This is a genomic window from Streptomyces sp. NBC_01232 (assembly GCF_035989885.1).
GTDB lineage: Bacteria > Actinomycetota > Actinomycetes > Streptomycetales > Streptomycetaceae > Streptomyces.
Genome location: NZ_CP108518.1, coordinates 4,748,398 through 4,760,000, shown reverse-complemented (window position 1 = coordinate 4,760,000; position 11,603 = coordinate 4,748,398). Strand labels below are relative to the sequence as shown.

Annotated in this window: 11 protein-coding genes (1 of these 11 running past the window's edge); 2 read left to right on the top strand and 9 right to left on the bottom strand. The window is 72.8% G+C overall.

The annotated features are described in order from the left end of the window. The 5 genes from proC to OG444_RS21960 all read right to left on the bottom strand — a co-directional run. Positions 1-632: the 5' portion of a pyrroline-5-carboxylate reductase gene (gene proC / locus OG444_RS21980; RefSeq protein WP_327263798.1), read on the bottom strand. The gene continues 178 nt to the left of window position 1, outside the view; 632 of the gene's 810 nt are visible here — the first part of the coding sequence; the start codon lies at positions 630-632; its stop codon lies off the left edge, out of view. Positions 633-757: 125 nt separating this feature from the next. Then, complete coding sequence (locus OG444_RS21975) at positions 758-1,513, bottom strand: ABC transporter permease (protein ID WP_327263797.1); 756 nt, start codon at positions 1,511-1,513, stop codon at positions 758-760. Continuing rightward, positions 1,510-2,340 (bottom strand): ABC transporter ATP-binding protein, encoded by an 831-nt coding sequence (locus OG444_RS21970; protein ID WP_327263796.1) that lies wholly within the window; start codon positions 2,338-2,340, stop codon positions 1,510-1,512. Before OG444_RS21970 ends, OG444_RS21975 begins: the two co-directional genes overlap by 4 nt. A 97-nt stretch (positions 2,341-2,437) precedes the next feature. Beyond that, the gene (locus OG444_RS21965) at positions 2,438-2,968 is read right to left on the bottom strand and encodes a hypothetical protein (RefSeq protein WP_383196492.1); all 531 of its coding nucleotides are present in this window, start codon (positions 2,966-2,968) and stop codon (positions 2,438-2,440) included. A gap of 90 nt (positions 2,969-3,058) precedes the next feature. After that, the gene (locus OG444_RS21960) at positions 3,059-3,361 is read right to left on the bottom strand and encodes an SH3 domain-containing protein (protein ID WP_327263795.1); all 303 of its coding nucleotides are present in this window, start codon (positions 3,359-3,361) and stop codon (positions 3,059-3,061) included. 106 nt (positions 3,362-3,467) lie between these two features. On the opposite strand from OG444_RS21960, the gene OG444_RS21955 reads away from it, so the two are divergent. Next, a complete protein-coding gene (locus OG444_RS21955) occupies positions 3,468-5,606 on the top strand; it encodes a serine/threonine-protein kinase (RefSeq protein ID WP_327263794.1) in 2,139 nt (712 codons plus the stop codon). A 57-nt stretch (positions 5,607-5,663) separates the two neighbouring features. Here the strand turns inward: OG444_RS21955 and ilvD are convergent, their stop codons facing one another. The 3 genes from ilvD to OG444_RS21940 all read right to left on the bottom strand — a co-directional run bounded on the left by ilvD (position 5,664) and on the right by OG444_RS21940 (position 9,141). Next, positions 5,664-7,514, bottom strand: a complete 1,851-nt coding sequence (gene ilvD, locus OG444_RS21950; protein WP_327263793.1) for a dihydroxy-acid dehydratase — start codon at positions 7,512-7,514, stop codon at positions 5,664-5,666. Positions 7,515-7,636: 122 nt separating this feature from the next. Then, the gene (locus OG444_RS21945; protein WP_327263792.1) at positions 7,637-8,269 is read right to left on the bottom strand and encodes a TetR/AcrR family transcriptional regulator; all 633 of its coding nucleotides are present in this window, start codon (positions 8,267-8,269) and stop codon (positions 7,637-7,639) included. Beyond that, positions 8,266-9,141, bottom strand: coding sequence for a sugar phosphate isomerase/epimerase family protein (locus OG444_RS21940; protein WP_327263791.1), 876 nt, complete (start codon positions 9,139-9,141; stop codon positions 8,266-8,268). Before OG444_RS21940 ends, OG444_RS21945 begins: the two co-directional genes overlap by 4 nt. 294 nt (positions 9,142-9,435) lie before the next feature. On the opposite strand from OG444_RS21940, the gene OG444_RS21935 reads away from it, so the two are divergent. Next, positions 9,436-10,392 (top strand): CAP domain-containing protein, encoded by a 957-nt coding sequence (locus OG444_RS21935; protein ID WP_327263790.1) that lies wholly within the window; start codon positions 9,436-9,438, stop codon positions 10,390-10,392. A 6-nt stretch (positions 10,393-10,398) separates the two neighbouring features. On the opposite strand, the gene OG444_RS21930 is transcribed toward OG444_RS21935, so the two are convergent. Further along, on the bottom strand, positions 10,399-11,337 hold the full coding sequence (locus OG444_RS21930; protein ID WP_327263789.1) for a Ppx/GppA phosphatase family protein: 939 nt from the start codon (positions 11,335-11,337) through the stop codon (positions 10,399-10,401). Between the last annotated feature and the right edge of the window lie 266 nt (positions 11,338-11,603).

Below are 11,603 nucleotides of genomic sequence, written 5' to 3'. Positions count from 1 at the left end.
ACGGCGGCGCCGATGGCGGCCTGGACGATCAGGTCGTGGGCCTGCGCGCGGGGCAGGCCGAGGAGGATGCCGGCGTCGGTCATGGCCTCGACGAGGAAGTAGAAGTAGGCGGGGCCGGAGCCGGAGAGGGCGGTGGCCGCGTCCTGCTGGGACTCGGGGACGCGCAGGGTCTTGCCGACGCTGCCGAAGATCTCCTCGGTGTGGGCGAGGTGCGCCGCGGTGGCGTGGCTGCCGGCGGAGATGACGGACATGGCCTCGTCGACGAGGGCGGGGGTGTTCGTCATGACGCGGACGACGGGGGTGCCCGTGCTGAGCCGTTCCTCGAAGAAGGCGGTCGGCACGCCGGCGGCGCCACTGATCACCAGGCGGTCGGCGGGGACGTGCGGGGCGAGCTCGTCGAGGAGCTTCGCCATGTCCTGGGGCTTGACGGTGAGGATGAGGGTGTCGGCGCGCTTGGCGGCCTCGGCGTTGGAGACGGCCTCGACCCCGTAGCGGGTGCGGAGTTCCTCGGCCCGTTCGGTGCGGCGGGCGGTGACGAGGAGTTTCGAGGCGGGCCAGCCGCCGCGGATCATTCCGCTGAGCAGGGCCTCGCCGATCTTTCCGGTACCGAGGACTGCGACTGTCTGGGTCATGCCCGATTCACCTCGCCTGGGGGTCCCTCCCAGCGGTGGCCGGGGGAGTTTCACGCGCGACACGTATACGGCCTCATCCTTTCACCCGGGAAACGAACGGGGCGGGACTGTCCGGCCTGTGGGCGTCAGGGGGTGCGGCGGCGGAGGGTGACCGCGCCGAGGGCGAGTACGAGCAGCGCGCAGGCGGCGACGATCGCGGCGTCGCGGACGAATGCGGCGGTCATGTCGGTGTGGGTGAGGACCTGGGTCATGCCGTCGACCGCGTAGGACATGGGCAGGACGTCGGACAGGCCTTCGAGGACCGGGTGCATGGTGTCGCGGGCCGCGAAGAGGCCGCAGAGGAGGAGCTGCGGGAAGATCACCGCCGGCATGAACTGGACGGCCTGGAACTCGGAGGCCGCGAAGGCGGAGACGAACAGGCCGAGCGCGGTGCCGAGGAGTGCGTCGAGCAGGGCTACGAGGAGCAGCAGCCAGGGGGATCCGATGACGTCGAGGCCGAGGACCCAGAGGGCGAGGCCGGTGGCGAGGACGGACTGGAGGACGGCGACGGCGCCGAAGGCGAGGGCGTAGCCGGCGATGAGGTCGCCCTTGCCCAGCGGCATGGCGAGGAGGCGCTCCAGGGTTCCGGAGGTGCGTTCGCGCAGGGTGGCGATGGAGGTCACCAGGAACATGGTGATGAGGGGGAAGATCCCGAGCAGTGACGCGCCGATGCCGTCGAAGGTCTTGGGGCTGCCGTCGAAGACGAAGCGCAGCAGGGTGAGCATCAGTACCGGGACCAGGAGCATCAGCGCGATGGAGCGCGGGTCGTGGCGGAGCTGGCGCAGCACGCGGGCGGCAGTGGCGCCGGTGCGGGCGCCGCTCATGGCGGTCGTGGCGGTCATCGGCTCTGCTCCGGGGTGAGGGCCGCGGTGTCGGCGGCGTTCGCGGTGGCGGCGTGCGCGTTGGCTTCGTCGACCAGGCGCAGGAAGCCCTCTTCGACGGTGGCGGAGTGGGTACGGGCGCGCAGTGCGTCGGGGGTGTCCTGGGCGAGGATGCGGCCCTCGCGCATGAGGAGCAGGTCGTGGCAGCGTTCGGCCTCGTCCATGACGTGGGAGGAGACGAGGATCGTCGCGCCGCGGGTGGCGGTGATGTCGTGGAAGAGGTTCCACAGGTCGCGGCGCAGGACGGGGTCGAGGCCGACGGTGGGTTCGTCGAGGACGAGGAGCTCGGGCGTGCCGAGCAGGGCGACGGCGAGGGAGACGCGGCTGCGCTGGCCGCCGGAGAGGTTGCCGGCGAGGGCGCCGGCGCGGGTGGTGAGGTCGACGTCGGTGATGGCGCGGGTGACGGCGTCGGCCCGGCGGTCGGCGGCGGCGCGGCCGGGGTCGAGGACGGCGGCGAAGTATTCGAGGTTCTGCCGGACGGTGAGGTCGTCGTAGACGCTGGGCGCCTGGGTGACGTAGCCGATGCGGGAGCGGAGCCGGGGGTGGCCGGCGGGGTGGCCGAGGACGTCGAGGGTTCCGGTGACGTGGGCCTGGGTGCCGACGACGGCGCGCATGAGGGTGGATTTTCCGCAGCCGGAGGGGCCGAGGAGGCCGGTGATGCGGCCGCGGGGGACGTCGAAGGCGATGGAGTCGAGGACGGTGCGGGGGTTGCGGCCGGTGCCGCGGCGGACGGTGAGGTCACGGGCGTGGACGGCGGCGGGGTCTCCGTCCGCCTGGTTATTCATCATGTGATGAATAATGCTCCTGGCGGTGCCCGGGCGTCAATCACCGGGAAGGGTCGGACTGCTCCGGACTCCTCTGGGCCGGCCTTCCTGCCTGGTACCGCTACTTCTTGCGCTTGGGGCGGCGGGCGGCCGGGTTGCCCGTGCGGGTGCTGCGGCGGCGGGCGTATTCGGTCTGCGCGCGCTCGTACTCGGCGCGGTGGAGCTTCTCGCCCGGGGCCTCGCCGAGGCAGCGCAGGAAGTACGCGATGAGCGAGCCGATGAAACCGATCGTCTTGAGGCCCTTGAGGGCGGCCTCGTCGGAGGACGGGGCGGGGCGACGGCTGAAGGAGGCCCAGGTCTTGGTGAAGGCGATGGAGCTGGAGATCGCGAAGAGGACGACGACCGAGATGCTGAGGAAGGGACCGACGTTGCCGATCTCCAGACCCTCGTAGGAGAGGCGGAGCAGCAGGGCTGCGGCGACGGCGGTGGTCAGCGAGCCGATGGCGAGGCCGGCGCGGCGCAGGGCGTAGCCGCCGTCGTGGTCGACCCACGTCGTGCCGAAGAACCGGATCGGCTCGGGCTGCGGGCCGGCGGGCACCGCGGCCTGCGCGTCCGGCTCGGCGGGGGTCTGGTCTCGCTGGTCGTCGCTCACGTCAGCGATTATCCCCCGCCGGGCCGGGCGGGCCCGGTGTGTCTCACGTGTCAGACGGGTCCGACGGGTCCGGCAGCGGTCCGAGAAGGGTCAGCCGCACTCGGTGACGACATAGCCGTCACTGCCGGTCCTCACGTACGCGTCGGAGACGAACCGGCCGTTGCCGATGCAGTCCCAGATGGCGGTCGTGCCGTACGGGCCCGAGACGGTGGTGCCGTCGGTCTGGCAGCGGAGCGTGACGGTCGCGCCGTACGGCAGGACGTCGATGACCGAGTAGTTGGTGCCGGGGCCGCTGCGGACGTTCAGCCGGGAGCCGGGAGCGACCGGGTAGGACGGGTAACCGGAGCCGGAGGCAAGGCTCTGGATTTGGCTCGAATCGTTCTCCACCGACATGCGAAATCTCCCCCCATGGGCGTTGCCGTGCGCAACTCGCGCAGGGTAGCAGGACCTTGGAGAATCGCACGGGTCATCGACTAGGCTCCGGCGGGGGTGGTGAACGGTGCATTCGCGGCGCGCGGACTACGTGGGTTTTCCGGAGTACGCCGGGCAGTACCGGCTCGAATCGGTGCTCGGCTCCGGAGGGATGGGCGTCGTCCATCTGGCCACGTCCGGTTCGGGGCTGAAACTCGCCGTCAAGATCGTGCACCCCTCGCACGCGGTGGACCCGGAGTTCCGGGCCCGGTTCCGGCAGGAGGTCGCCGCGGCGCGCCGGGTCAGCGGAGCGTTCACCGCGCCCGTCGTGGACGCCGACCCCGATGCCGAACGGCCGTGGATGGCCACGCTGTTCATCGACGCGCCGACGCTCTCCGAGCGCGTACGGGAAAAGGTGCTGGACCCCTCCGAACTGGCCCGGCTCGCCGCCGGTCTGGCCGAGGCCCTGCGGGACATCCACCGGGCGGGAGTGGTGCACCGGGACCTGAAGCCCAGCAACGTGCTCATGGCTCCGGACGGCGTGCGGGTCATCGACTTCGGGATCTCCCGGCCGGCGGACAGCGACCTGCGGACCGAGACGGGCAAGCTGATCGGCACCCCGCCGTTCATGGCGCCCGAGCAGTTCCAGCGGCCCCGCGACGTGGGGACGGCCGCGGACGTCTTCGCCCTGGGGGCGGTGCTCGTGCACGCGGCGACCGGGCACGGGCCGTTCGACTCGGACAGCCACTACCTGGTGGCGTACCAAGTGGTGCACAGCGAACCGGATCTGACCGGGCTTCCGCCGCAGCTCGTACCCCTCGTCGCGCGCTGCCTGGCCAAGGATCCGGCGGAGCGGCCCACCGCCGAGGCGCTGATCGCCGAGATGCGGGCGATCGCGTACCCGACCGGCGAGGACACCCGGGCCTTCATCCCAGAGCCCCGGCGGCCCCTCGATGCCGAGCAGATCACCCACAAGCGGGAGCGGATCGTTGCCGGACCCGGGGCGCCGCCGCCCCGGCGCAGGACCCGGACGGCGGTAGCGGCCGGCATCGGGCTCGGGCTGCTGCTCGCCGGCGGCGCCCTGGGCGGATACCTGCAGTTCGGGGCGGCGGCCGGGTCGCCCGGCCGGATCGCCGCACAGACCGGTCCGGCGCCGCAGAAGACCTTCTCCCCATGGGCGGTCCCGCTGGTCGGGCCCGTGACGGGCAGCCGGATGGGTGCCTGCTCCTGGCAGGCTGCGGCCCTCTACTGCACCGGTCCGGGCATCACCGCGGCACGGCTCGATCCCGCGGACGGCGCCACGGTGTGGGCGCTGGAGGCGGCCGGCCCCGCGAAGAAGGCCACGGCCGTCAGCGCTCCGCTGCACGCGGGCGGGCAGGTACTCGTCGTGGTGCCGGGCAGCGAGACGCTCCAGGCACTGGATCCGGGTACGGGGGCCGAGCACTGGAGGCACCGGCTCCCGGACGGCACACAGGTGATGACCGCGGGCGGGCACGTCCTGCTCGTGGGGACGGGCGGCAGCGTCACGGCGCTGGACCCGGCGACCGGCACACCGCTCTGGACCAGGCAGATCGGCGGGGTCGGATCCGTCTGGTGGGGCGACGACGGGCAGGACGGCGCAGCACCCGGGCTGTACGTGGCGACGCCCGGGGGCGACGGCGGGTCCACCAAGGTCGCCGCGGTGGACCCGGCGACCGGGACGGTCCGGGGGCAGCTGCGGACGGCGGGGCGGCTGCAGCCGGTCGGCACGGCGCAGGGCGGGCTGTACCTGCTGGACCTCGACTCGTCCTCCAGGACCACCGCCGTCGTACGGGCCGACCTGGCGACACACGCGGTGCACCGGGTACCGCTGAAGGCTCCGCTCCTCGACGCACAGGCCACGGTGGACCGGGACGGGACCACCTACCTGTCCGGGACCTCCGGCGCGCTGGTGGCGGTCGGAGCGGCCAAGGAGCGCTGGCGGTCGGAGACGGGCGTGACGGTGGCCTCCCGCCCCGTGTTCGCCGACGGGCTGGTCGCCCTGATGGCGCCGGACGGACGGCTGCTGGCCGTCGACGCCGACAGCGGCCGTCCGACGGGGCAGACCAGGGCGCGGATGGCCGACGGCAAGGCCGCCGCCCACACCTCGACGCTGCCCGCGCCGGTGACCGCGGACGGTCGGCTGTTCGGGAACGCGCCCGACGGGACGGTGTTCGCGGTCGCCGCGGGGGCTTCCTCCGGCTGGTGAGACGCGGACGCCCCCGCACCGGGGGGTGCGGGGGCGTCACTGCTGCCGTGCGGACGATCAGCCCAGGAGGGAGACGTCGCGGACCGCGCCCTTGTCGGCGCTGGTGGCCATGGCGGCGTAGGCGCGCAGGGCCGCGGAGACCTTGCGCTCACGGTTCTTCGGGGCGTAGACGCCGCCGAGGGCCTCGTGGCGGGCCGCCAGGGTGGCCTCGTCGACGAGGACCTCGATGGACCGGTTCGGGATGTCGATGCGGATCCGGTCGCCGTCCTCGACGACCGCGATGGTGCCGCCCGAGGCCGCCTCCGGGGAGGCGTGGCCGATGGACAGGCCCGAGGTGCCGCCGGAGAAGCGGCCGTCGGTCACCAGGGCGCAGGACTTGCCGAGGCCGCGGCCCTTGAGGAAGGAGGTCGGGTAGAGCATCTCCTGCATGCCGGGGCCGCCGCGCGGGCCCTCGTAGCGGATGACGACGACGTCGCCCTCCTTGATCTCCTTGCGGAGGATCTTGTCGACCGCCTCGTCCTGGGACTCGCAGACGACCGCCGGACCCTCGAAGGTCCAGATCGACTCGTCGACGCCGGCGGTCTTCACGACGCATCCGTCCTCGGCGATGTTGCCGCGCAGCACGGCGAGGCCGCCGTCCTTGGAGTACGCGTGCTGCACCGAGCGGATGCAGCCGCCCTCGGCGTCGAGGTCGAGGGACTCCCAGCGCTTGGACTGCGAGAAGGCGGTGGCGGAGCGCTCGCAGCCGGGGCCCGCGTGCCACAGCTCCATGGCCGTGTCGGAGGCCGTGCCGGAGCGGGCGTCCCACTGGGCGAGCCAGTCCTCCAGGCCGTCGGAGTGGACGGTGTTGATGTCCTTGTTGAGGAGTCCGCCGCGGTGCAGCTCGCCGAGGATGGCGGGGATGCCGCCGGCGCGGTGGATGTCCTCCATGTAGTACGTGCCGCCGGGCGCCACGTTCGGCGCGACCTTGGCCAGGCACGGGACCCGGCGCGAGACGGCGTCGATGTCGGTGAGGTCGTAGTCCAGACCCGCTTCCTGCGCCGCGGCCAGCAGGTGCAGGATCGTGTTGGTGGAGCCGCCCATCGCGATGTCGAGGGCCATGGCGTTCTCGAAGGCCTCACGGGTGGCGATGTTGCGCGGGAGGACGGACTCGTCGCCGTCCTCGTAGTAGCGCTTGGTGATCTCCACGACCGTGCGGCCGGCGTCCTCGTACAGGGCGCGGCGGGCAGTGTGCGTGGCGAGGACCGAGCCGTTGCCGGGGAGGGCCAGGCCGATGGCCTCGGCCAGGCAGTTCATCGAGTTGGCGGTGAACATGCCGCTGCAGGAGCCGCAGGTGGGACAGGCGTTCTCCTCGATGCGCAGGACGTCCTCGTCGGAGACGTTCTCGTTGGAGGCGTCGACCATGGCGTCGATCAGGTCGAGCTTGCGGACCGTGCCGTCGACGAGGGTCGCCTGGCCGGCCTCCATCGGGCCGCCGGACACGAAGACCACCGGGATGTTGAGGCGCATGGCGGCCATCAGCATGCCGGGGGTGATCTTGTCGCAGTTGGAGATGCAGATCAGCGCGTCGGCGCAGTGCGCCTCGACCATGTACTCGACCGAGTCCGCGATCAGGTCGCGGGAGGGGAGGGAGTACAGCATGCCGCCGTGACCCATGGCGATGCCGTCGTCGACCGCGATGGTGTTGAACTCGCGCGGGATCGCACCGGCGGCCCGGATCGCGTCCGAGACGATGCGGCCGACCGGAGCCAGGTGGGTGTGGCCGGGGACGAACTCGGTGAAGGAGTTGGCGACCGCGACGATCGGCTTGCCGATGTCCGCGCTCGCTACGCCCGAGGCGCGCATAAGCGCACGTGCGCCTGCCATGTTGCGGCCGTGGGTGACGGTGCGGGACCTCAGCTCGGGCATGCGGTTTCACTCCCCATGAGTGCGGCTGTACGGTCAGCCGCGACTGCGGATATGGCTCAGATACGAGGCTACGCCCACCGCCCGCGATCCGGACACCTCGTCCGGATGCCGGGACGGCGGGCTCACTCCTCGGTCAGGTACCGCTGCAGCGTCGGCGCGACGAGCGCCACGATCTTCTCCGGGTCGGCGGACGCCAGGGGCTCCACCTGGACCACGTAGCGCAGGATCGCGATGCCGACCATGTGCGAGGCGGCGAGCTCGGCACGGAACGTCGGGTCGGGAACGTCGAGGTCGGCGGCGACGCGCTCCAGGACCCGCCGCAGGACCAGCCCGCGCAGCACCTTCGCGGCGGCCTCGTGCGTGAGCGCCGAGCGGATCACGGCGAGCAGCGGGACACGGGTGACCGGGTTCTCCCAGACGCCCAGGAAGTAGCGGGCGAGGCGCTCGCCGATGCCGTCCGGGCCCTCGCCGAGGATCGAGGGGACCACCAGGGCGGGCTCCATGCTGACCTCGATGGCGGCGGCGAACAGGTCGTCCTTGCTGCCGAAGTAGTGGTGCACCAGCGCAGGGTCGACGCCGGCGACCTTGGCGATGCCGCGCACGGAGGTCTTGTCGTACCCGCGCTCCGCGAACACCTCCCGGGCGGCGAGCCGGATGCGCTCCTGGGTGCCGGGGCCCTCGTCGGCCTCGTCCTGCCGGGGGCGGCCGGGGCCGCGGCGGCGGCGGGGCTGGGCGGCGTCCGGGGTATCGGTCACGGCCGGCGGACCTCGTCGCGCTCGGCGGCGGAGGTGGCGGGGGCCGCGGAAGTGGCGGGCGCCGCTGAGGTGGCGGTGGCGAGGTGCAGGCGGGTAAAGGCCAGCGCCTCGGCGAGATCGGCCTCGCGTTCGGCGGAGGACATCGCCCGGCGCGTGTTCACCTCGATCACCACGTGCCCGTCGAACGAAGTCCGCGCGAGGCGTTCCAGCAGCTCGGCGCAGGGCTGCGTACCCCGGCCCGGGACCAGGTGCTCGTCCTTGGCCGATCCGTTCCCGTCGGCGAGGTGGATGTGCGCGAGCCGGTCGCCCATCCGGTCGATCATCGCGGTGGCGTCGGTACGGGCGGTCGCGGTGTGGGACAGGTCGACGGTGAAGTGGCGGTAGTCGTCCTTGGTCACGTCCCACTCAGGGGCGTACGCGAGCATCTCGCGGTCGCGGTAGCGCCACGGGTACATGTTCTCCACGGCGAACCGGACGTCGGTCTCGTCCGCCATCCGCCAGATGCCGGTGACGAAGTCCCGTGCGTACTGGCGCTGCCAGCGGAACGGCGGATGCACGACCACGGTGCTCGCCCCGAGCCGCTCGGCCGCCGCCCGGGCGCGCTGCAACTTGGTCCACGGATCGGTGGACCAGACCCGCTGGGTGATCAGGAGACACGGCGCGTGGACGGCCAGGATCGGCACCCCGTGGTGGTCCGACAGCCGGCGCAGGGCGTCGACGTCCTGGCTGACCGGGTCCGTCCAGACCATCACCTCGACGCCGTCGTACCCGAGGCGCGCGGCGATCTCGAAGGCGGTCGCCGTCGACTCCGGATATACGGAGGCGGTGGAGAGGGCGACTTTCGCGGTCGGGACACGGACTGGTTCTGCCACGGGGACAGGGTACGGGCCCGGCGGCGGCCGCGGCCGTGACGGCGGCCACGCGGGAGGGGCGGCCGGGGCGGGCCGGCCACCGGCTCAGTGCCGGGCTCGGCCGCCGGCTCCGTACGGGCGGCCTCGGGCCGCACCGGGGCCGGTGCCGTAGGTGCCGGTGCCGGTGCCGGTGCCGGTGCCGGGCGGATGTTTCCCGCTGTTCGCCCCGGAAAGTGTTATCGCCGTCGCCCGGGCGGGTCTCCCTGTATGCCGGACCATCCGGCAGCAGCTCCGCACGACTGCGAAGGGCCACACATGCACGAGCACGAGCCGGTCGAAAGCCTTGCCCACCAGGGAGCCGGGCCGGTCCACGACAGGGAGCGGCGCCCTGCGAAGTCCCGTCGCCGTGCGGGGGGCCGCAGGGCGGTGCGTACGCGCAGCAGCGCGAGGCGCACGGGCCTGATGGTGTCCGCGGCCGCGCTCGTCGCCGTCGCGGCGGGGGCCTTCGCCCTCCACGGAACGGACGGCGCTTCCGGGGGCGCCGACCGCGTGGCCGCGTCCTCGTCCACGGACACGGACGCTGGAGCTGGCGCTGCCGCCGGCGCCGCGACCGAACCCGCTCAGCAGCCCGGTCCGGGCACCCCGACCGGGATATCCGGCTCACCGCTCGCGTCGGCGACCCCGTCCGGCGCGCCCGCCTCGTCCCCGGCGGCTGCGGCCTCCCCTTCGGCGGAGGTCCGGCCGGACGCCGCCCCGTCCCGCGGATCCAAGCCGTCGAAGGGCGCCGACGCGCCCGGCCCTGCCCCGGCCGGCGGTGCGTCCGGGTCCGGCCCGGTCGGCCCGGACCCGAAGGTGGCCGGGCCGAGGGTGTCCTCGCAGGCCGTCCGCGACGCCGAGGCCATGTCGCTGAAGCTCCTCAACGGCGAACGGGCCACGGTGGGCCTGGCGCCCCTCGTACTGAAGGACGATCTCAGTGGCTTCGCCCGCGAATGGGCCAGGCACATGCGCACATCCGGCTTCGGCCACTCGGGCAGCAAGGACACCGGCCACCTGGTGACCGGATCGCGCACCTGGGTCGGCGAGAACATCGTGATGTGGAGCGACGAGTCGATGACCGCCCAGCAGGCGGCGGAGAAGTTCCAGTCCATGTGGCGCCACAGCCCCGGGCACTACAAGGCGCAGACCAGCCGGACGTTCACCGAGGTGGGAGTGGGCATCTACCACGACGAGTCCGGCTGGTGGGGGGTGCACAACTTCTCGGACGGCCGGTAGCGGCCCTCAGGCCCCCGGTGCCGGCATGTGGTCCAGCCTGCGGAGGATCACGCCCTCGCGCAGGGCCCACGGGCAGATCTCCAGGTGGTCCACGCCGAACAGGTCCATCGCGCCCTCCGCCACCAGCGCACCCGCCAGGAGCTGGTTCGCCCGGCCCTCCGAGACGCCCGGGAGGGCGGACCGCTGGGCCGTGGTCATCGCCGCCAGGCGCGGGACCCACTCCTCCAGGGACTTGCGGCTCAGGTCCCGCTGTACGTACAGGCCGTCCGCGGAGCGGGCCGCGCCCGCGATGCGGGCCAGCTGCTTGAAGGTCTTCGAGGTCGCCACCACGTGGTCCGGCACGCCGAAGCGGCTGAACTCGCGGACCGTCCGGGCGATCTCCGCCCGCACGTGCCGCCGCAGCGCCCGGATGTCCAGCGCGTCCGGCGGGTCGCCCGGGAGCCAGCCCGAGGTGAGGCGGCCCGCGCCCAGCGGGAGGGAGACGGCGGCGTCCGGGTCCTCGTCGATGCCGTACGCGATCTCCAGCGAGCCGCCGCCGATGTCCAGGACCAGCAGCTTCCCGGCGGACCAGCCGAACCAGCGGCGGGCCGCGAGGAAGGTGAGCCGGGCCTCGTCCTCACCGCTGAGCACCGGCAGGTCGACGCCGGTCTCGGCCTTGACCCGCGCCAGGACCTCGTCCGCGTTCGTGGCCTCGCGTACGGCGCTGGTCGCGAAGGGGAGAACGTCCTCGCACCCCTTGTCCTCGGCGGCCTGCACCGCGTCGCCGATCACCGAGACGAGACGCTCGACGCCCTCGGGTGTGACGGCGCCGCGCTCGTCGAGCAGCTCCGCCAGCCTCATCTCCACCTTGTGCGAGTGCGCCGGCTGCGGGCGCGCACCGGGGTGCGCGTCCACCACCAGCAGATGGACCGTATTCGAACCCACATCCAGGACACCGAGTCTCATAGGGGGAAACGCTACTGCGAGGAAGACTCCAGAGCTCTGTAAGGGGTGCTTATTCCTATGGGGCGGCTGCGTTGGATGCCCGTTCCCGGATCGAACGCGCGACCTTTGGTGAGCCGGGTCGTTGATCGGATGACAGGTCGGGGGACGGAAGGTGCGGCGTGGGACGGCGAGTTCCGCTGACGGAGGGCGAGATCGCCCGTACCGCTGCTGCCCACGCCTTGCTTCGGACGGGCGTGGATGAGGCGACCGGAGAACGGCTGACCAGC

Bases quoted from the DNA above. Each gene is read 5' to 3' on its own strand.
- ilvD (WP_327263793.1), bottom strand. From the start codon at position 7,514: ATGCCCGAGCTGAGGTCCCGCACCGTCACCCACGGCCGCAACATGGCA.
- OG444_RS21935 (WP_327263790.1), top strand. From the start codon at position 9,436: ATGCACGAGCACGAGCCGGTCGAAAGCCTTGCCCACCAGGGAGCCGGG.
- OG444_RS21970 (WP_327263796.1), bottom strand. From the start codon at position 2,340: ATGATGAATAACCAGGCGGACGGAGACCCCGCCGCCGTCCACGCCCGT.
- OG444_RS21930 (WP_327263789.1), bottom strand. From the start codon at position 11,337: ATGAGACTCGGTGTCCTGGATGTGGGTTCGAATACGGTCCATCTGCTG.
- OG444_RS21975 (WP_327263797.1), bottom strand. From the start codon at position 1,513: ATGACCGCCACGACCGCCATGAGCGGCGCCCGCACCGGCGCCACTGCC.
- OG444_RS21960 (WP_327263795.1), bottom strand. From the start codon at position 3,361: ATGTCGGTGGAGAACGATTCGAGCCAAATCCAGAGCCTTGCCTCCGGC.